A 20,279-nucleotide genomic window follows, 5' to 3' on the forward strand; every position below is an offset into this window, starting at 1 on the left:
GCAAAAACGGCCGGCTGACGGAACGTCATGCATCCAAAGTCTATGCCGTTCAGGCAATCTTGCTCTGGTCGCGGCCGGCGCCGATCAGCACCAGCATGGCGACGAGGAACAGATACATCCAGGCGTCGCGCCACTCGACCGGGAAATAGCCGGCCCACAGTGATTCGGCCATGCCGAAGGCGGCGGCGCCGAGTGCCGCCCGTGGCGGCGAGAGATAGCCTCCCACCGCCGTCACGAACAGGATCTTGAGGCCGTAGACCAGGCCGGAGCCGAAGCTGATATTGCCGTAGTAGAGGCCGGCCATTATGCCGGCCAGCGCCGCGCAAAAGCCGCCGGCGAGCACCGCATGCCGGAACACCGCGCGCACGTCGACGCCGCACATGGCCGCGGTCCTGGGATCGTCGGACACGGCCCGCCAGCGCCGGCCGAAGCTCGAGCGCGCGAAGGCAAAGGTGGCGAGCGCGATCGCTGCCACGACCACAGCGCAGTCGAGCAACTGGATGAGCGTCAGCGTCGCCTTGAAGCTGGCATTCTGCGCAAAGACGATCGGCTGGGCCAGCATCGGCGGCAGCCACAGATCATGCGTATCGGCGGCGATACGGCTTGCCTCCGACAGGAGCAGCAATATGCCCAGTGTCGTCACTACGATTGCGTTGGGCGTGCGGTCGGCCAGCGGCTCGAAGACGCTGCGCGACAAGATATGGCTGATCAGCGCCGCATAGAGGAAGGCCGCGACGATGCCGAGGGCGACCGCCGCGAACAGGGTCAGCCACAGCGCTTGGTAGCCGAAGGCCGCGGTCAGGATCATCGTCTGCCCGCAAAAGGCGAACAGCGCGCCATAGGCGAGATTCGTGCGGTGCAGGATGCCGTTGGTCAAGACATAGCCGAAGGCAAGCAGCGCATAGAGCGCGCCCGAATGCAGCCCGTTCAGGACCTGCTGGAAGAAATACAGCATGCGCCATCCCAGAGCATGTCGCCCAAAAGTGCCAAGCGGTTTTGGGGCAACGACATGCTCGATAACAGATGGGCTGCGGCGATCCGCGCCCAATGAAGGTTTGCATCGTTGAATCTAACTTGTCAAATGCGATTCATCGGTTAGAAATATGCTCATGACGGTTTCCTGGACCCCGCACCGATTCACCGGCGGCCTTCTGGCGCTCGACACGGCGAACACCGTCGTGCTGCGTGGCGATCCCCGGAAAACCTTCGACCGGTTCAAGGATCCTGGCGAGATCGCCCGTTTCGCCGACGCGGCAAGCGGCTTTCGCGCCGCCGAGCTTGGCGGCAGGCGGTTGGCGACGCCGTCGCCGGTTGAAATCGCGCCGGTCGTGCTGTCGATCCGCGAGGCTACCGACCGGCTGTTTCGCGGTGCGGTGTCGAAGGGCGCGGTCGCCACCGCCGATCTGCCTGCCTTCCTTGGTGCCTGCGCCGATGGCCTGGCCGCCAGCCGCACCGAAATCGGTGCGGTGGGAAAGCCGTTCGGCGATCCGGCGACGCCGATCGCCTTCGAAGCGGCGCTGGCGGTTTCGGCGCTGTCGCTGCTGCGCGACGACACCATCGCAAGGCTGAGGATCTGCCCCAATTGCACCTGGCTGTTTGTCGACAGAAGCCGCAATTCCAGCCGTCTTTGGTGCGACATGGCGGTGTGCGGCAACCGTCAGAAGGCAAGCCGGCACTATCGCCGCCGCCGGACGGCGGCCAATGAGGTCGACAATGTCTAGAAATCGTTCGCGCTCGATCCTGCTGGCGGCCACGCTGATTGCGGCTGTTGGGCTCGGGGCTTGCCGCGACACCGGCAAGGACGGTGAAGGCAGGCTGTTCGAGATTTCCGGCAAGCTGTTCGTCTTCAACTACCGTCTCGCCAGGGCGACCTATGTCGTGACACTGCGGCCCTTGCAGCCGATGGGCGACGGCCAGGTCGCGGTCGCCAGCTTCCAGGATCCCGCCGGCGGCGCGCCATTGGTGGTCGAGCAGAAGGTCTGGCCCAAGCTCGACAAGGTGACCCTGGAAAGCCCGGCGCTGACCTGTGTCGTCAAGAACAAGCCCTATGCGATTGCCATCAGCATCAAGGGCTCCGATGGCGCGGTTTTGCAGAAAATCGATACCACATTGATGTCGACGGAGGACCAGTCGATCCTGCCCGACCGGCCGCTGGTCATCGACCAGCTCTATACGGCCAATCCCGACCTTGCCGGCCATCCCGATGGCAAATTGCCGGGCGAACCGAAGCCGGATTGCTCGAAGGGTATCTGACGCAGCTTCGCCGGTTCAGGCCAAAGCCGGAATTTTCGTGCGCCGGCTGGGCAAACCGTATGCGCTTTCTTATAGCATTGGGCGCGGACAGGATTGTTCGTTGCGCATTGCCTGGCAGCTTCGATTTTGTTTGACCTGCCCGGCAAGGGAAGAAACACTGCACCATCCAGCTCCGACGTTGGCTGCGCTTGCAAGTGTGGCCTCCGCAGAGGAAGTGCCTGATGACACTGCTTGAAGTTGCGCTCGACGACAAGTTCGACCTCGGAAAGGAGCGCATCTTCCTTTCCGGTGCGCAGGCGGTCATCCGCATGCTTCTGATGCAGCGTGAGCGTGACCGACAGGCTGGCCTGAACACCGCCGGTTTCGTTTCCGGCTATCGCGGCTCGCCGCTCGGCGGCCTCGACATGCAGCTGTGGCGGGCCAAAAAGCAGCTGGCGCAGTCCGACATCGTCTTCCAACCCGGCCTCAACGAGGAACTCGCCGCCACCGCCTGCTGGGGCTCGCAGCAGGCCGAATTGCTGGGCGAGGGCACGCATGACGGGGTCTTTTCGGTCTGGTACGGCAAGGGACCGGGCGTCGACCGTTCCGGCGACGTGTTCCGCCATGCCAACCTTGCCGGTTCGTCGAAGCACGGCGGCGTGCTTGCCCTGATGGGCGACGACCACATGGCCGAATCCTCGACCAATGCGCACGCCACCGAATTCCTGTTCGTCGACACGATGGTGCCGATCCTCAATCCGGCCGGCGTCCAGGAGATCATCGACTATGGGCTCTACGGCTTTGCCATGTCGCGTTTTGCCGGCACCTGGGCGGCGATCAAATGCGTCAAGGACAACATCGAATCGACGGCCTCGGTCGATGCCTCGCTCGAGCGGCTGAATATCGTCGTCCCGGATTTCGACATGCCGCCAGGCGGCCTCAACATCCGCAACGAGATCGACATGCTCGGCCAGGAGGAGCGGCTGCACGAATACAAGCGCGCCGCCGCTTCGGCGTTCATCCATGCCAACGGGCTGAACCGGATCGTCTATTCGGGCGGCCGCAGCCCGAAGCTTGGCATCGTCACCATCGGCAAGAGCTATCTCGACGTTCGCCAGGCACTGGAAGACATCGGCGTCGACGAAGCCGCGGCCAACCGCATCGGCATCAGGCTGTTCAAGGTCGGCTGCCCATGGCCGCTCGACCTGCAGCACATCGCCGATTTTGCCCGCGGCCTCGACACCATCGTCGTCGTCGAGGAGAAGCGCTCGCTGATCGAAGTGCAATTGCGCGAGAACCTCTATGGCGCCGCCGCGCGGCCGGTCATCGTCGGCAAGAAGGACGAGCGCGGCGACTGGCTGTTCCCGGCCAAGGGCGCGCTCGATCCCAACGATATCGCCATTGCGCTCGGCGAACGCATCCTGCGCACCATCGGTCCGTCCGAGGAGATCGCCGTGCGGGTGGCGAAACTGCGCCAGTTCCAGGCCATGCTCGCCGACACCAAGGATATAGCCTCTCGCACACCCTTCTTCTGCTCCGGCTGCCCGCACAATTCCTCGACCAAGGTGCCGGACGGTTCGCTCGCCGCCGCCGGCATCGGTTGCCATTTCATGGCGCTGTGGATGGACCGCAACACCGTCGGCTTCACCGCCATGGGCGGCGAGGGGGCGCAATGGGTCGGCCAGGCGCCGTTCTCGAAGCGCGACCACATCTTTCAGAATCTCGGCGACGGCACCTACAATCACTCCGGCGCATTGGCGATCCGTTTCGCGCTGTCGACAGACGCCAACATCACCTACAAGATCCTCTACAACGACGCTGTCGCCATGACCGGCGGCCAGCCGCACGAAGGCGGCCTGACCGTGGACATGATCGCCAGGCAGGTGCGGGCCGAAGGCGTCGAGCGCATCGCCATCGTCACCGACGAGCCGGACAAATATGGCGGAAAGGCGGAATTCCCCGCCGGCGCCACCATCCATCACCGCGACGATCTCGACCTCGTCCAGCGCGATTTGCGTGCGGTCAGGGGCATATCGGTGCTGCTCTACGACCAGACCTGCGCCGCCGAAAAGCGCCGCCGCCGCAAGCGCGGCACGTTTCCCGATCCCGACAAGCGCGTTTTCATCAACGAGCTGGTCTGCGAGGGCTGCGGCGATTGCGGCGTGCAGTCGAATTGTGTTTCGATCCAGCCGGTCGAGACCGAGTTCGGCCGCAAGCGCAGGATCGACCAGTCGAGTTGCAACAAGGATTTCTCCTGCGTCAACGGCTTTTGCCCGTCCTTCGTCACTGTCCACGGTGCCAGGATCAGAAAGGCCGAAGGCATTGCCGGTACCGCCGATCCGCTCGACGGCGTGCCGGCACCGGCCGAATTCCCGCTTGGCGAGCAAGGCTGGGCGGCGATCATCGACGGTGTCGGCGGCACCGGAGTCGTCACCATCGGCGCGGTGCTCGGCATGGCCGCCCATCTCGAGGACAAGGGCTGCGGCATGATCGACATGGCCGGCCTTGCCCAGAAGGGCGGCTCGGTGTTCACCCATGTCCGCATCGCCCGCAGCCCGGATGATATCCACGCGATCCGCGTCTCGGCGGGCAAGGCCGACCTTGTGCTCGGCTGCGATCTCGTCGTGTCGGGCGCCCAGAAGGTGCTCGCCGCGGTGCGCGAGGGCCACACCATCTTCCTTGCCAACACCGCCGAGATCATGCCCGGCGAGTTTACCCGCTCGGCCGATTTCTCGCTGCCCGTCGAGCGGCTGAAAAAGGCGATCCGCGCGGCCGCAGGCGATGACAAGGCGCATTTCTTCGACGCCACCCGCACCGCCGCGGCACTTTTCGGAAGTTCGCTTGGCGCCAACATGTTCATGCTCGGCTTCGCCTTCCAGCATGGCGGGCTGCCGCTGTCGGCCGAGGCGGTCGAAAAGGCGATCGAGCTCAACGGCGAGGCGGTGGCGATGAACGTCTCGGCCTTCCGCTGGGGCCGTCGTGCCGCCCATCAGCCGGATTTCGTCCGCCGCCTGATTGCCCAGCCCGGCAATGCGGCACAGACGGTCGCGATTGCCGGCACGCTCGATGACATCATTGCTCGCCGCGTCGCTTTCCTCACCGCCTATCAGAACGCCGCCTATGGCAAGCGTTATGCCGACAGACTGGCCGCGTTGCGCCAGGCCGAGGTGAGGGCGGTACCCGGTTCCGCCGATGTGACCGCGGCCGCCGCGAGGAACCTGTTCAAGCTGATGGCGATCAAGGACGAGTACGAGGTGGCACGGCTCTACAGCGACGGTTCCTTCGCCGCGGAACTGTCAAAGCAGTTCCAAAGCTATGAGAAGCTCGAATTCCATCTGGCGCCGCCGATCATGGGCAGGCGCGGCAATGACGGCAAGCCGCGGAAATCGAGCTTCGGTCCCTGGATGATGAAGGGTTTTCGCGTGCTGGCAGCGATGAAGGGCCTGCGCGGCACTGCGCTTGATCTCTTCGGCTACAGCGCCGAGAGGCGCATGGAGCGCCAGCTTCTGGCCCAGTATGAGGCCGATCTGGACGTGATCGCCGCAGCACTGGCACCCGGCAGGATCGAGGCCGCGACAGCGCTTGCCTCGGTGCCGGCGCTCATTCGCGGCTATGGCCATGTGAGGCAAGCCAGCGCTGAAAAGGCCGCGGGCGAGCGCCTGAGGCTTCTCGAACGCCTGGCAAAAGCCCCGCTGCGGCCCGAACTCCAGGCCGCCGAATGATCGATACGGCTTGTTTACCTGATCGACAGTTTCCGCGCTTTCCCTAGGGTCAACGGGCTTGGCGGCGGCCGCCAAAACGGCCATTCTAAACCTTTCTTAAGGCGGATGTGACACTGCTTGGCTCCCCAGGGTTGGGATTCAGGCGTGAATCTGAGAAGAAAAAACGAGATCCCGGTCGACGTCTACATCCCGTTCGTGGAAACTCTGTTTCGCGACGGGTTGACGCTTTCGATCGGCATTTTCGCGCAGACCTTCCTGATCGGCCTCGTCTGGTGGAAGAACGGCGATCCGCGCTACCTGATTGTTGCGATCGCGATGATCCTCGTCGGCATTTTCCGGATGAGGAACTTCCGCAAATACAACAGCCTGCCATCGCCGAAGACCTGGGAGGAAGCGCACAAGCGCGAAAACGACTACATCCTGTACGGCTCCTTGCATGGGCTGACGCTGGGCGCGTTTTGCTTGCTCGGCATCTATTTTGCGCGCGACAATTTCGCCGAGATCGCCTCCGTCTGCCTGACGTTGGCGACGGCGACCTCCATTGCCGGCCGCAATTACGGCTCGCCGCGCATGGTGACCATCCTGACCCTGGCCCTGACCTGGCCGATCTCGCTGGGGTTCCTGCTGCGCGGCGATATCTATCACGTTCTTCTCGGCCTTCTGTCCGCGCCATTCCTGTTTGCGATCCGCAAATTCGCCAACACGGTTCGCGACGTGCTTTTCGCGGCCGTATCGGAGGAGAAGAAGGCGAACCGCATCGCCCAGCGTTTCAACCGGGCGCTGAACACCATGTCGCACGGTCTTGTTATGCTCGGTCCCGACGGCCGGGTGGCGGTTGCCAATGCCGAAGCCGCGCATCTGATGTCGCTCAAATCGCCCGATGCGCTGCTTGGACGGTCGATCCATGGTCTCCTGATGCGCGGCGTTGCCGGCGGCATGCTGGCGCCGAAGGACTGCCGCTATATCGAAGCCCAGCTGACGCGCGCCCTGCGTGAGGGCCGCGACCGCAAGGTCCTTGTCTCGCTGGCCAACGGCCAGCACTATGAGTTTTCGGCTCGCGAAGGCAGCCAGGAACTGGGCGTCATCACCTTCGAGGATGTGACGGCCCGCGTCGAGGCGGAAGACAAGATCCGCTTCATGGCGCGTTACGACAACCTCACCGGCCTGCCCAATCGCGCCTATTTCCACGAGCTGGTCGGAGAGGCCATGGCGTCCGGCGACCATGATCGTCTGTGCGCGCTCGCCGTGCTCGATCTCGACGATTTCAAGAGCGTCAACGACACGCTTGGCCATCCGATCGGCGACGGGCTGATCTATGCCGTGGCGGAACGGCTGGGAGCGGTGGCGGGACCCGGCATTACCGTCAGCCGCTTTGGCGGCGACGAGTTCATGGTCTTCTTCGACCGCGTCGAGGACGAAAGTCATCTGAAAAGCAAGCTCGACGAGATCTTCCTCGACATGCAGGGCGAGGTCGATGTTGCCGGCCACGGGCTGCGCATCCAGGCCAGCGGTGGCGCCGTGCTGTCGCGGGTGAAGGATACCGATGTCGACGCCATGATCGTCAAGGCCGATCTCGCGCTCTACAAGGCCAAGGAGCTCGGCAAGAACAGCTGGCGGCTGTTCGAGGCGTCGATGGATGCCGCCTTCCGCAATCGCCAGCTGATGAAGGCGGACCTGCGCAGCGCGGTGGAAAGCAAGGGATTGCGGGTGGTCTACCAGCCGATCGTGGCGATGACCACCATGCGTATTGCCAGTTGCGAGGCGCTGTGCCGGTGGGACCACCCCGATCTCGGGCCGATCTCGCCCAGCATCTTCATCCCGCTGGCGGAAGAAATGGGCATTATTTCGGAGATCAGCACCTTCGTGCTCAATGCGGCGTGCATCGAATGCGCCAAATGGCCGGTCCAGACCAGTGTCTCGGTCAATCTCTCGGCCAAGGATTTCCGCAGCCGCGACGTCATCCAGAAGGTTCGCGATGCATTGGCGAGCTCCGGTTTGGCTGCTGAGCGCCTGGAGATCGAAGTCACCGAGACGGCGCTGCTCGACGACAAGTCGCTGACGCGTCAATATATCGAGGAACTGAAGCGGCTTGGCGTGCGCATCGCGCTTGACGATTTCGGCACCGGCTATTCGAGCCTGAGCTATCTCCACAAGCTGCCGCTCGACAAGATCAAGATCGACCGTTCCTTCCTGATGGACGTCACCCAAAACGCCCGTTCGCTCGAACTGCTCAAGGGCATCGTCAACCTGTCGCGGCCGCTGGGGCTTTCGGTGACCGTCGAGGGCGTCGAAACCTTCGAACAGCTCAAGGTCCTGGCATTGCAGGTCAAGCCGGACCTGGTGCAGGGCTTCCTGTTCGGCTCGGCGCTCAGCGCGTCCGGCATCGAGACCATGTCGAGCACGGTCTGGCCTTTCGCCAAGGACATCAAGACGGCCAGGAAGGCGACGCGTCGCTGATTTTCCCAAAAAACCTCATATTTTAGTCTAATTTTACCGATTGTTAACCTTAATGACCGGTAAACAGCTTCGTACTTATTTTCACCTTTACATCTTTTGACCCTGTCGTAGTGTCATATCGGCGGCAGTACGGGGATTGAGTTCATGAGTGCCCAGTTGACTTCGCTCGGCCATGCGGCGGGCGCGGACGGCAGTGATGCGTCCGACACCATGTCCAGCTTCGCCAGGAATGTTTCGGCAATGCTGGAGCGAACGGAATACCGTCGCTGCGACAAGGGCGAAGACCTCGAGGACATCTATCGCCTGCGCTACAAATCATATCGCTCCAACGATATGGTGCCCGACAACGAGAACCACACCATTCACGACGAGCTGGACGAAGTGCCGAATGTTTTTCGCTTCGGCGTCTACATCGACCAGGAGCTTGTCAGCACGCTGCGCATTCATCACGTCACGGTGGCAACGCCCAAGTCGCCTTCCACCAAGGCCTTCGGCGATATCGTCCTGCCGATGCTGGCCGAAGGGAAGAGCTCCATCTGCCCCAGCCGCTTCGCCTCCGACCCCGAATGGTCGCGCGTCTATCCGCAAATACCTTATCTGACGCTGCGGCTTGCCGGCATGGCATGTTTCCATTTCAACGCGCCTTATTGCCTGTCGACCATCCGCGAGGATCACGCCGGCTTCTACAAGCGGATCTACTATTCCGAGAAGATCAGCGAGGCCCGCGCCTATCCCGGCGTCTTCAACAAGGTCGTGCTCTACCGCGCCGACGTCAACGCCATCCGCGAGCGCTCGCTCTCCCGGTTCCCGTTCTTCCGCTCGACGCCGATGGAGCAGCGCATGCTGTTCGACACGCCTCATCTCGGAGAACTCGCGCCGCTGACCATCCTGCCCACGGCCAAATATTTTCGCGAAGCCGCCTGAGGTTCTTCACGGTTTTTTGCGGCGTCGGTGTGGAGCCTTCCGGCTGCCTCAGCGTTCTGGCTGGCGCCAATGGCGCGATGGATGACGTCAATGCCCCGTTTCGCGCCAATCGATCGAAAGGATCTCACATGACAATCTCCACGCTCGCGTTGACCCCGCTGATTTCCCTGATCGCCGGCGTGCTGATCCTGATCATGCCGCGGCTGTTGAACTATATCGTCGCCCTCTATCTGATCGTCGTCGGCCTGCTCGGCCTGTTTCCGCATCTCGCCGGTTGAGACATCGGGCCTTCGCGGACATCTTTTGCCTGACGGCTTCAACTTTCCTTTGAGGCTGTTGTCGCCGGCGATGCGGCAATAGCGCCATTGCCCTCGGCCCGGCTTTTCGCTATGTGCCTGAAAGATGTCTTCGAAGGGGTATTCCTATGGCTGATCACACGCCGACCGGTCCTGTCGAACTGGGCGCGAAGATGGACTATGCCGAGCACGATCGCACCTATGCCGGCTTTGTCATGCTCGCCAAATACGGGTCGCTGTTCTGCGCCGCCGTGCTTCTGGCGATGGCCTTCGGTTTCTTTGCGGGCGGCTTCTTCTCGGCGACCATCCTGTTCATTCTGATCCTTGCCGTCGGCGCCTTCATTCTCCGGTAGATTTTTCCAAAACCTTGCCGTGACGCCGCCGGCAACCGGCCGGCATCTTTGCGCAAACAGGTTCCAGCCGAAAGGATCATGCGGTGGGACAGACGGTTTTCATCCCTCGTGAGCTCGATGCGAACGAGCCGCGCGTTGCTGCCTCGCCCGATACGGTGAAGCGGCTGGCGGGGCTGGGCTTGGACGTCATCGTCGAAAGCGGCGCCGGCACCGCCTCGCGCATTCCCGACGAGGAATTCGCCAAGGCGGGTGCCGCGATCGGCAAGGCCGGCGATGCCGCCAGGGCCGATGTGGTGCTGAAAGTGCGTCGCCCGACGGATGCAGAGCTGAAGGGCTACAGATCCGGCGCCGCCGTCATCGCCATCATGGATCCCTACGGCCACGATGCCGCCGTCGCCGCGCTGGCCAAGGCCGGCGTCACCGCCTTCTCGATGGAATTCATGCCGCGCATCACCCGCGCGCAGTCGATGGACGTCTTGTCCTCGCAGGCCAACCTCGCCGGCTACCAGGCGGTGATCGATGCTGCCGCCGAATATGACCGGGCGTTGCCAATGATGATGACGGCGGCCGGCACGGTTCCAGCGGCGAAAGCCTTCATCATGGGCGTCGGCGTCGCCGGCCTGCAGGCGATCGCCACGGCAAGGCGGCTTGGCGCGGTCGTCACCGCCACCGATGTGCGTCCGGCGGTGAAGGAACAGGTGCAGTCGCTCGGCGCGAAGTTCCTGGCGGTCGAGGACGAGGAGTTCAAGGCGGCCGAGACCGCTGGCGGCTATGCCAAGGAAATGTCGAAAGAGTATCAGGCCAAGCAGGCGGCGCTGACATCAGAGCACATCGCCAAGCAGGACATCGTCATCACCACGGCGCTGATCCCGGGCCGGCCGGCGCCGAAGCTGGTCTCGGCGGCCATGGTCGCGTCGATGAAGCCGGGTTCGGTCATCGTCGACCTCGCGGTCGAGCGCGGCGGCAATGTCGAGGGCGCCGTGCCGGGTAAGGTGGTGACCACGGCCAATGGCGTCAAGATCGTCGGCCATCTCAACGTGCCTGGCCGTGTCGCGGCCTCCGCTTCGCTGCTTTATGCCAGGAACCTGTTTGCCTTCCTCGAGACGCTGGTCGACAAGACGACGAAGCAACTCGCCATCAACCGCGACGACGAATTGGTCAAGGCAACGATGCTGACCGACGGCGGCAAGGTCGTGCATCCGGCCTTCGCCAAGGCGACGGTGGATCCACATGTCGAACCGGCAGCGATCCCGGCGACGACGATGGTTGCCGATGCATCCGTGAAAAAAGCCGCGCCGAGAAAGACAGCCGACAAAAAAGCCGCTACGGGCAAGTCCGCTGCCCAGAAGTCCGCTGGTAAGCCGAAGGGGATCGCGTGATGGATCAGACCTTGCAGAAGGCCCTCGACCAACTCGACCAGGCAAGTGCTGCCGTCCGGCTCGCGGTGCAGAATCTGGCCAATGCGCCCGGCGGCGCCGAGGCGGCGGGCGACACCGCCCATGCGCTGTCCGGCGGCACCATCGATCCCTTCGTCTTCCGCTTCGCCATTTTCGTGCTGGCGATCTTCGTCGGCTACTATGTCGTCTGGTCGGTGACGCCGGCGCTGCACACGCCGCTGATGGCCGTCACCAACGCCATCTCCTCGGTCATCGTCGTCGGCGCGCTGCTTGCCGTCGGCATCGCGGCCTCCGGCATTGCCGCCGGCTTCGGTTTCGTCGCGCTGATGCTGGTCTCGGTCAACATCTTCGGCGGCTTCCTCGTCACCCAGCGCATGCTGGCCATGTACAAGAAGAAGGACAAGTAAGAGCGCCATGAACGCAAACTTCGCGTCCTTCCTCTATCTGGTCTCCGGCGTGCTGTTCATCATGGCGCTGCGCGGCCTGTCGCATCCGACCACCAGCCGCCAGGGCAATCTCTACGGCATGATCGGCATGGGTATTGCCATCACCACCACGCTGGCGCTGGCTACCCCATCTGCCGGCCGTTTCGGCCTGATCGTGCTTGGTCTCGCCATCGGTGGTGGTGTCGGCGCGGTCACCGCGCGCCGCATCGCCATGACCTCGATGCCGCAGCTGGTCGCCGCTTTCCACAGCCTCGTCGGCCTTGCCGCCGTCATGGTGGCCGCGGCCGCCATCTATGCGCCCGAAAGCTTCGGCATCGGCACTGCGGGCGACATCCATGCCCAGGCGCTGATCGAGATGAGTCTCGGCGTCGCCATCGGCGCTATCACCTTCACCGGCTCGGTCATCGCCTTTTTGAAGCTCGACGGTCGCATGTCGGGCAAGCCGATCACGATCGGCGGCCGCCACTTCATCAATGCCGCCCTTGGCATCGCGCTTATCGTGCTGATCGTGCTGCTGGTCACCAGCGAGTCGAAACTCATCTTCTGGCTGATCGTGGCGGCTTCGCTGGTGCTCGGCATCCTTTTGATCATCCCGATCGGCGGCGCCGACATGCCGGTCGTCGTGTCGATGCTCAACTCCTATTCCGGTTGGGCGGCGGCCGCACTTGGCTTCACGCTCGGCAATCTGGCGCTGATCATCACCGGCGCGCTGGTCGGCTCGTCGGGCGCCATCCTGTCCTACATCATGTGCAAGGGCATGAACCGCTCGTTCATCTCCGTCATCCTCGGCGGCTTCGGCGGCGAAACGACTGCCGCCGCTGATGACGGCATCGAACGTACGGTCAAGCAGGGCTCGGCCGACGACGCCGCCTACCTGATGATGAACGCGCAGAAGGTCATCATCGTGCCTGGCTACGGCATGGCGGTCGCCCAGGCGCAGCATGCGCTGCGCGAAATGGCCGACAAGCTCAAGGCCAACGGCGTCGACGTCAAATACGCGATCCACCCCGTGGCCGGCCGCATGCCCGGCCACATGAACGTGCTGCTCGCCGAAGCCAACGTACCTTACGACGAGGTGTTCGAGCTCGAGGACATCAACTCCGAATTTGCGCAGGCCGACGTCGCCTATGTCATCGGCGCCAACGACGTCACCAACCCGTCCGCCCGTGACGACAAGTCGTCGCCCATCTACGGCATGCCTATCCTCGATGTCGACAAGGCGCGCACCTGCCTGTTCGTCAAGCGCTCGCTCGGCTCCGGCTATGCCGGCATCGACAATACGCTGTTCTACAAGGACGGCACCATGATGCTGCTCGGCGACGCCAAGAAGATGACCGAGGAGATCGTCAAGGCCATGGATCACTGATCTGGTTTTACGGCCAATTGATCCAATAAAAGCCCGGCCCCGCGCCGGGCTTTTTCTTGGTTCTTGGCCTGCCGCCGGTTTTGAAGCTACGATGGCAAGTTCTCGTCGATAGCATCATCGATGGAGGTGCCGGTGCCCGACCCTCGCCCTGCCGCATCGCCGGTCACCAATCCGCCGGCTTCCGCAAAGGCGCCGCGCAAGCCCAGCCAGGCGGTGGTGGTCGTGCATGGCATGGGCGAACAGCGGCCCATGGACACGCTGCGAGCGTTTGCCCAGGCTGTCTGGAGCCATGACCCGGCGCGCGCGCCGTTTTATGCGCAGGTCGCCGATCCGGACGACCCTTCCGGGGCGAAGGTCAACCGGAGTTGGATCACGCCCGACAGCAGGACCAATTCGCACGAGCTTCGCCGCATCACCACGCCTTACGACGTCGAAGGTCGCCGTACCGATTTCTACGAGCTGTACTGGGCCGACATCACGCAAGGCACGACGCGGGGCCGGCTTGCGGCCTGGGTGACGGCCCTGCTCTGGCGCAAGCCCGGCGATATTCCACGCGATGCCCGCAAGCTTTACGTGGTCACGCTGTTGGTCGTCATCATTGTCCTCGCGGCCGCGCTGACGCTCGCGGTGTCGGCCTGGCAAGAGTATATTTCCTGGACTGCCGGCGTGCTGGTCACCATTGCGGCCTCATTGATCATTTGGGCGGTGGATCGCTTTGGCCTCCCCTATTTCGGCGATGTGGCCGCCTATGTGCGTGCCGAAGCGGCAACGGTCGAGAAGCGCGCGCTTGTCCGCGATCGTGGCCTGAAGCTGCTGAAGCGCCTCATGACGGACGATGCCTACGACCGCATCGTGCTGGTCTCGCACAGCCTCGGATCGATCATCGCCTATGATCTGCTGCAGATATTGTGGGCCGACTTCAGACCGCGAAAGCTGGAAGCCGTCCGCGACAAGGCGAGGCTGAAGGCGATCCACGCGATCGACAAGGCCACGCTCAAGTCGGACGGTTCCGCATGGCCCGACCGGCTGGATGACTTGCCGGCATTCCGGCGCGATCAGTGGGAACTCTATCGGCAGCTCCGCACCAAGAGTGCCGACCATCCGCTGCCGTGGAAGATCAGCGATTTCGTCACCCTTGGCAGTCCGCTGACGCACAGCGAATTTCTGGTGGCTCACAATCTCGCCGAATTCAGGCGCGGCATTGCCGAGCGGCTGTTCTCGGCCTGTCCTCCGGTCGGCGAAGGGGTGGCCGGCACCATGCTTTATGAGGAAGGGCACAGCCGTTCGGGCAAGCGGCAGCGGGCAGTGCATCATGGCGCTGTGTTTGCCGCGACGCGCTGGACCAACATCTTCGACCGGGGCAATGGCTGGCTGACGGGCGACCCGATCTCCGGACCGATGGCGGAAAATTTCGGCCCGGGCGTGGAGAATGTTCAGGTCGAGCTGCGCGGCTCTCTCGGCCGCGTCTTCACGCACACGCTCTACTGGTCGTTGGCGGCGACCGGCATCGAGATCGTCGCATCCGCCGGTACACCGCCGCGCTCGCATCTCGCCGTGCTGCGCGACGCAGTCGACCTTGGCCGCAAGCTGGAGCCCAGCTAAATGGTGCCGGCGACCCTCGCTGGAGGATAGGTCAAAAAAAGATCCGCTCCGGAACTGGTCCCGGAGCGGATTTGAAGAGGATTGAAGCCATTCGGGCGTCGATCAACGGGTGGTCAGCAGAGCCGCTTCTTCATCGTCGCGTTGCCTGCCGCCGAGAGCCGCGGCGGCACTGGCAATGAAAGCGCCAATGACCAGCGACAGGGCGCCGAGAAGCGCGAAGGTGGCGCTCGCCTTCCTGGCGGTGTCGGCGGCTTGCTGCGTCTTGACCTTGGCATCCTCCACCTTGGCGACCAGCGCGTCGACACGCGCCTGGGCATCGGCTTCCGACAGGCCTGTTCGCGCGGCGACCAACCGCGACAGGTAGGTCTTGTCGTCGGCCGAAATCTCGCCTGCCGCAGCACTTGCGATCAGAATGCGCGAAGCCTGTGCCGCAGCATCGCTGTCCGGACTGGCAGCCGCGAGCCTGCTCGCATCGGCCGGACGGAACAGCGAATCCACGAGATAAGATGTCGCGTTGTCGGCGGATGCCCCACTCGCATTGGCTGACGCACCCGCGGACGCACCCATCGCGACCCCAGAGGCCACGGTGGAGGCTGCCTGGACGCCGGTGCCGAGCGCTGCCGAAAGCGCCGAGCCAAGCACGCCGACCACGATCAGCGTGGCAAGCGCCCAGGCAAGGAAACCGTGGGCTGTATCGCGGAAATAGACTTCATCGGTGTGGATGCCTACCCATTTGGTACGCAAGCGGCCGGCAAGATAGCCGCCGACGCCCGATGACAACCACTGCACCACGATCAGCCAGACCGCGGTGGAAACCGCGAAGGTGGTGACTGAAGCGCCCGAGCCTGACCACGGCGAAACCATGCTCAGCCCAAGTCCGGAACCAAGCAGCATCAGGATGAACGTCAGCGTCGAGGCCGCGAAGGCGCCGGCGATGATTGGACCCCAACTGACGGCGGGAGAAGAGGATTCCGTCGGTGCGGAAACGTCGACAGTCGATAAGGTTGCCTGCATCGACGCCCCCTATCGCACGAAAAGCATGATGAGAATAATGATCGGAATCGGAATTCCAAGCAACCAGAGCAAAATGCCGCGTCCCATGAAGTCCTCCTGTGAGACATTGTGATCGATAGTGTCACAATGTCCCGAAGGGCCTTCTGTTCCGACCGGTTCTCAAAATGAATTCGTTATGGGACGAAAGAGTTGGCACGCCGAAACATGCCAATGTCCCAAAGCCTGACTGGTCTCAGATATCCAGATTGGCCACCGACAGCGCGTTGTCCTGGATGAATTCGCGCCTGGGTTCGACTTCGTCGCCCATCAGCCGGGAGAACAGACTGTCCGCGTCCGTTGCGTCATTGACCTTGACCTGCAGCAGCGAGCGCACATTCGGGTCGAGCGTGGTTTCCCAGAGCTGCTCGGCATTCATTTCGCCGAGGCCCTTGTAGCGCTGCATGGTCAGGCCCTTGCGGCCGGTGGCAAAGACGGCGTTGAGCAGCGCCAGCGGCCCCGAGATGGTTTCCGTGACATCCTTGCGGCGCAACACCGGCGGCGTCCCGTACACTTCGGTCAGCCGCGGCGCATAGCGGTCGAGCTGGCGGGCGTCGGCCGAGTTGATCAGCCCGAGATCGAGCTGCGCGAACTCCTTGACGCTGCGCACCGTGCGCTCGAACACATAGCCACCGACGCCTTCGTTCGAAGTCGACATGCGGCCGATCCAGCCGCGCTCGGTGTCCTCTGCGATGATGTCGAGGCGCTTGGCGACACGGTCGGCCATGGCGTTGGCGCGGCCGAGATCGGCAAGCACATCCGGGTTGAGCGCGCCGGCAATCGCCGCCTGCTCGACCACGCCCCTGTTATAGCGGGTGTGCAACCCGTTGATCAGCTGCCGCACCGCCAGCGCATCGTCGATGGCGGCGCGCAGATCCTGCCCGGTCCGCACCTCGCCGGAGCCAAGCGAAAGCGAGGCTTCTTCCAGTCCTGAACTGATCAGGAACTCCTCGAAGGCGCCTTCGTCCTTGATATATTGCGAGCTCTTGCCACGCGTCACTTTGTAGAGCGGCGGCTGGGCGATGTAGAGGTGGCCGCGCTCGATCAGTTCCGGCATCTGCCGGAAGAAGAAGGTGAGCAGCAAGGTGCGGATATGGGCGCCGTCGACGTCGGCGTCGGTCATCAGGATAATCTTGTGGTAGCGCAGCTTGTCGGCGTTGAATTCGTCCTTGCCGATTGAGGTGCCGAGCGCGGTGATCAGCGTGCCGATCATGTCGGAGCCGAGCATGCGGTCGAAACGCGCGCGCTCGACATTGAGGATCTTGCCGCGCAGGGGGAGGATGGCCTGGTTCTGCCGCGAACGGCCGCCCTTGGCCGAGCCACCGGCGCTATCGCCCTCGACGATGAAGATTTCGGACTTCGCCGGGTCGCGTTCCTGGCAGTCGGCCAGCTTGCCGGGCAGCGAAGTGACGCCGAGCGAGCTCTTGCGGGTGATGTCGCGCGCCTTGCGCGCGGCCTCGCGCGCTGCCGCCGCCTGGATCACCTTCTCGATCACCACCTTGCCCTCGGTCGGGTGCTCTTCGAGCCAGGTGCCGAGCGCCTCGTTGACCAGCCCTTCCACCACCGGGCGAACCTCGGATGAGACCAGCTTGTCCTTGGTCTGCGAGGAGAATTTCGGATCGGGAACCTTGACCGACAGCACCGCCGTCAGGCCCTCGCGGCAGTCGTCGCCGATCAGCGAGACCTTTTCCTTCTTGGTCAGGCCTGAGGAATCGCCATAGCCGGTGATCTGGCGGGTCAGCGCGCCGCGAAAGCCGGCCAGATGCGTGCCGCCATCGCGCTGCGGGATGTTGTTGGTGAACGCCAGCACATTCTCATGGTAGCTGTCGTTCCACCACATCGCCACCTCGACGGTGATGCCGTCGCGCTCGGCCTTGATGGCGACCGGCTTGTCGATCAGCGGCTTCTTGACCCGGTCGAGATATTTGACGAACTCCTCCAGCCCGCCGTCATAATGCAGTTCATGGCGCACGATGTCGGCATGGCGGGCATCGGTCAGCACGATGCGCACGCCCGAATTCAGGAAGGCGAGCTCGCGCAGCCGGTGCTCCAGCGTGGCGAGGTCGAACTCGACCATGGTGAAGGTTTCGGCCGACGGAAAGAAAGTGATCTCGCTGCCGCTGCGCCCGTCATAGGTGCCTGGACGCTTGTCCTGTTCGTAGCTGCCGGTGACTTTCAGCGGCGCGTCGGCATTGCCATGCGTAAAGCTCATCTCGAAAATCTGGCCGTTGCGGCGAATCTTCAGCCGCAGCCAGGCCGACAGCGCGTTGACCACCGAGACGCCGACGCCGTGCAGGCCGCCGGACACCTTGTATGAGTTCTGGTCGAATTTGCCGCCGGCATGCAGCTGCGTCATGATCACTTCGGCCGCCGAAATGCCTTCGCCGGTGTGGATATCGGTCGGAATGCCGCGGCCATTGTCGATAACCGTCACCGAACCGTCGGGGTTCAGCGTCACCGTGACGAGGTCGGCATGGCCGGCCAGCGCCTCGTCGATGGCGTTGTCGACCACCTCATAAACCATGTGATGCAGGCCTGAACCGTCGTCGGTATCGCCGATATACATGCCGGGCCGCTTGCGGACCGCGTCCAACCCCTTCAAAACCTTGATGGAATCGGCGCCGTATTCGGCCTCAGCGCCGTTGGCGTTGTCGATCTGATCGCTCATGAAAACCTGTCTGATTGATGCCGCTTGTCCAGCGCGAGAATATGGCTGCGAATCGCGCCGCTTTAATGTCCTAGATATAGGCGCAAAAGGCGGTTTTTCCAAGGTTTGCAGGCATTTCCGGCGGGAACGCCTGGCGGCCGGCGGCAAGCTTCGATCCGGCCCTATTTCGCCTTTGCCAGCAGCTTCCTGAGAAATTTGATCATGACCTTGTATCGCGGCGCCAGCCGCCCGTCGCGTCTCACAGCCAGATCTGTGAACGGATCGCTATACAGGCATCGAGCACGGTAAGCACGAGCGGCGCGTTCGGTGGAATTGGCGTCCACATTCCGTCACATGGACGCCCGCCTCGCCAGTCACTACATTGAGGGTCACCAGCGGAGTGCGCCATGGACAGTCAGCCCGCCCCTTTCGTCCCGCCGGCGCCGAAGCCGCGCACGACGCCGCCTTCGACGCTGGAGATGATGCGCATCGTCTACCGCAACCCGCTCGAATTGTGGGGCGAGCACACCTACAACGAACCCTGGATATCGGTGACCGGCGTTGGCGGGCCGTTGGTCATCGCCAACGATCCCGGCCTTATCCGCCACGTGCTGGTCGACAACGCGAAGAACTATAAGATGGCGACGGTGCGCCAATTGATCTTGCGCCCGATCCTGCGCGACGGCCTGCTGACCGCCGAGGGCGAGGTGTGGAAGCGTTCGCGCAAGGCGATGGCGCCGGTATTCACGCCGCGCCATATCTTCGGTTTCGCCGGGCCGATGCTGAAACGCACGCTGGAGTTTGTTACGCGCTACGAGGAAGGCGGCACGTCGGATATCGCCCATGACATGACGCTGCTCACTTACGATATTTTGGCCGAGACGCTGTTTTCCGGCGAGATAGCGGGCGAACCGGGCAGTTTTGCCAAGCAGATAGACCGCCTGTTCGAGACGATGGGGCGGGTCGATCCGCTCGACCTGTTGCGGGCGCCCGAATGGCTGCCGCGCCTGACCCGCATCCGTGGCCGCAAGACCATGGCTTATTTCCGCAAGATCGTCGCCGACACCGTCAAGCTGCGCGAAGAGCGGCTGAAACGCGATCCCGACACGGCGCCGCAGGATTTCCTCACGCTTCTGCTGCGGGCCGAAGGCCCGGACGGGCTGACGCGCGCCGAGGTCGAGGACAATATCATCACTTTCATCGGCGCCGGCCACGAGACCACGGCGCGCGCGCTCGGCTGGACGCTCTATTGCCTGGCCGAAGCGCCTTGGGAGCGGGAAAAAATCGAACGCGAGATCGATGCGGTGCTGGCGCGCGAGCCCGATCCGACGAAATGGCTCGACGCCATGCCGCTCACCCGCGCCGCCTTCGACGAGGCGCTGAGGCTCTATCCGCCGGCACCGTCGATCAACCGCGAGCCGATCGAGCCAGAAACCTGGAACGATCTCTATATCCCTCGGCGTGCCGCCGTGCTGGTGATGCCGTGGGTCGTCCACCGCCATCGCAAGCTGTGGGACCGGCCCGACGCCTTCATGCCGGAACGCTTCCATCCGGGAAATCGCGAAAAGATCGACCGCTTCCAGTACCTGCCGTTCGGCGCCGGGCCGCGCGTGTGCATCGGCGCCAGCTTTGCCATGCAGGAGGCGATCATCGCGTTGGCCATCATGCTGTCGCGTTTCCGTTTCGACACCACCGCCAAGACCAGGCCGTGGCCGGTGCAGAAGCTGACGACGCAGCCACAGGGCGGCCTGCCGATGCAGGTCACGCGACGCTTTTCATAGACCGGG

The 20,279-nt window shown here is 63.4% G+C and carries 15 protein-coding genes; 12 read left to right on the forward strand and 3 right to left on the reverse strand.

Annotated elements, in window-relative coordinates; genetic code table 11:
- Window positions 1-49: 49 nt before the first annotated feature.
- The gene (locus C9427_RS10795; RefSeq protein ID WP_107649145.1) at window positions 50-955 is read right to left on the reverse strand and encodes a branched-chain amino acid ABC transporter permease; all 906 of its coding nucleotides are present in this window, start codon (window positions 953-955) and stop codon (window positions 50-52) included.
- A 154-nt stretch (window positions 956-1,109) separates the two neighbouring features.
- On the opposite strand from C9427_RS10795, the gene C9427_RS10800 reads away from it, so the two are divergent.
- From C9427_RS10800 to C9427_RS10850, 11 genes are all read left to right on the forward strand, one after another.
- Window positions 1,110-1,721 carry a CGNR zinc finger domain-containing protein gene (locus C9427_RS10800; protein ID WP_107649258.1) on the forward strand — a complete coding sequence of 204 codons (612 nt, stop codon included), beginning with the start codon at window positions 1,110-1,112 and terminating at the stop codon, window positions 1,719-1,721.
- A complete protein-coding gene (locus tag C9427_RS10805; RefSeq protein WP_107649146.1) occupies window positions 1,714-2,253 on the forward strand; it encodes a hypothetical protein in 540 nt (179 codons plus the stop codon). Before C9427_RS10800 ends, C9427_RS10805 begins: the two co-directional genes overlap by 8 nt.
- Before the next feature lie 221 nt (window positions 2,254-2,474).
- A complete protein-coding gene (locus tag C9427_RS10810) occupies window positions 2,475-5,954 on the forward strand; it encodes an indolepyruvate ferredoxin oxidoreductase family protein (protein ID WP_107649147.1) in 3,480 nt (1,159 codons plus the stop codon).
- A 144-nt stretch (window positions 5,955-6,098) separates the two neighbouring features.
- Entirely contained in the window at window positions 6,099-8,411 is a 2,313-nt protein-coding gene (locus C9427_RS10815) for a putative bifunctional diguanylate cyclase/phosphodiesterase (protein WP_107649148.1), read from the forward strand.
- A 144-nt stretch (window positions 8,412-8,555) separates the two neighbouring features.
- Window positions 8,556-9,335, forward strand: coding sequence for an N-acyl amino acid synthase FeeM domain-containing protein (locus tag C9427_RS10820; RefSeq protein ID WP_107649149.1), 780 nt, complete (start codon window positions 8,556-8,558; stop codon window positions 9,333-9,335).
- Window positions 9,336-9,463: 128 nt separating this feature from the next.
- Entirely contained in the window at window positions 9,464-9,613 is a 150-nt protein-coding gene (locus C9427_RS10825) for a DUF3096 domain-containing protein (RefSeq protein ID WP_097574483.1), read from the forward strand.
- A 146-nt stretch (window positions 9,614-9,759) separates the two neighbouring features.
- Entirely contained in the window at window positions 9,760-9,984 is a 225-nt protein-coding gene (locus C9427_RS10830) for an aa3-type cytochrome c oxidase subunit IV (protein ID WP_107649150.1), read from the forward strand.
- Between the two features lie 83 nt (window positions 9,985-10,067).
- Window positions 10,068-11,363 (forward strand): Re/Si-specific NAD(P)(+) transhydrogenase subunit alpha, encoded by a 1,296-nt coding sequence (locus C9427_RS10835; RefSeq protein ID WP_107649151.1) that lies wholly within the window; start codon window positions 10,068-10,070, stop codon window positions 11,361-11,363.
- On the forward strand, window positions 11,363-11,788 hold the full coding sequence (locus C9427_RS10840; RefSeq protein WP_107649152.1) for an NAD(P) transhydrogenase subunit alpha part 2: 426 nt from the start codon (window positions 11,363-11,365) through the stop codon (window positions 11,786-11,788). The genes C9427_RS10835 and C9427_RS10840 overlap by 1 nt, the downstream gene beginning before the upstream one ends.
- A gap of 7 nt (window positions 11,789-11,795) precedes the next feature.
- A complete protein-coding gene (locus tag C9427_RS10845) occupies window positions 11,796-13,193 on the forward strand; it encodes an NAD(P)(+) transhydrogenase (Re/Si-specific) subunit beta (RefSeq protein WP_107649153.1) in 1,398 nt (465 codons plus the stop codon).
- Between the two features lie 132 nt (window positions 13,194-13,325).
- Window positions 13,326-14,795: a hypothetical protein gene (locus C9427_RS10850; RefSeq protein ID WP_245437045.1), complete on the forward strand. Its 1,470-nt coding sequence runs from the start codon at window positions 13,326-13,328 to the stop codon at window positions 14,793-14,795.
- A gap of 102 nt (window positions 14,796-14,897) precedes the next feature.
- Here C9427_RS10850 and C9427_RS10855 read toward each other — a convergent pair whose 3' ends face one another.
- Window positions 14,898-15,809, reverse strand: a complete 912-nt coding sequence (locus tag C9427_RS10855) for a hypothetical protein (protein ID WP_107649155.1) — start codon at window positions 15,807-15,809, stop codon at window positions 14,898-14,900.
- A gap of 232 nt (window positions 15,810-16,041) precedes the next feature.
- Window positions 16,042-18,513 carry a DNA topoisomerase (ATP-hydrolyzing) subunit B gene (gene gyrB / locus C9427_RS10860; protein WP_107649156.1) on the reverse strand — a complete coding sequence of 824 codons (2,472 nt, stop codon included), beginning with the start codon at window positions 18,511-18,513 and terminating at the stop codon, window positions 16,042-16,044.
- Window positions 18,514-18,899: 386 nt separating this feature from the next.
- Between gyrB and C9427_RS10865 the strand changes: the two genes are divergently transcribed.
- Complete coding sequence (locus tag C9427_RS10865) at window positions 18,900-20,273, forward strand: cytochrome P450 (protein WP_107649157.1); 1,374 nt, start codon at window positions 18,900-18,902, stop codon at window positions 20,271-20,273.
- Window positions 20,274-20,279: the final 6 nt, after the last annotated feature.

The sequence above is a fragment of the Mesorhizobium helmanticense genome, assembly GCF_003034915.1.
GTDB classification, from domain to species: Bacteria; Pseudomonadota; Alphaproteobacteria; order Rhizobiales; family Rhizobiaceae; genus Mesorhizobium; species Mesorhizobium helmanticense.

Excerpts from the sequence above, each read along its gene's own strand:
- C9427_RS10795 (WP_107649145.1), bottom strand. The coding sequence starts at position 955 with ATGCTGTATTTCTTCCAGCAGGTCCTGAACGGGCTGCATTCGGGCGCG.
- C9427_RS10800 (WP_107649258.1), top strand. The coding sequence starts at position 1,110 with ATGACGGTTTCCTGGACCCCGCACCGATTCACCGGCGGCCTTCTGGCG.
- C9427_RS10805 (WP_107649146.1), top strand. The coding sequence starts at position 1,714 with ATGTCTAGAAATCGTTCGCGCTCGATCCTGCTGGCGGCCACGCTGATT.
- C9427_RS10810 (WP_107649147.1), top strand. The coding sequence starts at position 2,475 with ATGACACTGCTTGAAGTTGCGCTCGACGACAAGTTCGACCTCGGAAAG.
- C9427_RS10820 (WP_107649149.1), top strand. The coding sequence starts at position 8,556 with ATGAGTGCCCAGTTGACTTCGCTCGGCCATGCGGCGGGCGCGGACGGC.
- C9427_RS10825 (WP_097574483.1), top strand. The coding sequence starts at position 9,464 with ATGACAATCTCCACGCTCGCGTTGACCCCGCTGATTTCCCTGATCGCC.
- C9427_RS10830 (WP_107649150.1), top strand. The coding sequence starts at position 9,760 with ATGGCTGATCACACGCCGACCGGTCCTGTCGAACTGGGCGCGAAGATG.
- C9427_RS10840 (WP_107649152.1), top strand. The coding sequence starts at position 11,363 with ATGGATCAGACCTTGCAGAAGGCCCTCGACCAACTCGACCAGGCAAGT.
- C9427_RS10845 (WP_107649153.1), top strand. The coding sequence starts at position 11,796 with ATGAACGCAAACTTCGCGTCCTTCCTCTATCTGGTCTCCGGCGTGCTG.
- C9427_RS10855 (WP_107649155.1), bottom strand. The coding sequence starts at position 15,809 with ATGCAGGCAACCTTATCGACTGTCGACGTTTCCGCACCGACGGAATCC.
- gyrB (WP_107649156.1), bottom strand. The coding sequence starts at position 18,513 with ATGAGCGATCAGATCGACAACGCCAACGGCGCTGAGGCCGAATACGGC.
- C9427_RS10865 (WP_107649157.1), top strand. The coding sequence starts at position 18,900 with ATGGACAGTCAGCCCGCCCCTTTCGTCCCGCCGGCGCCGAAGCCGCGC.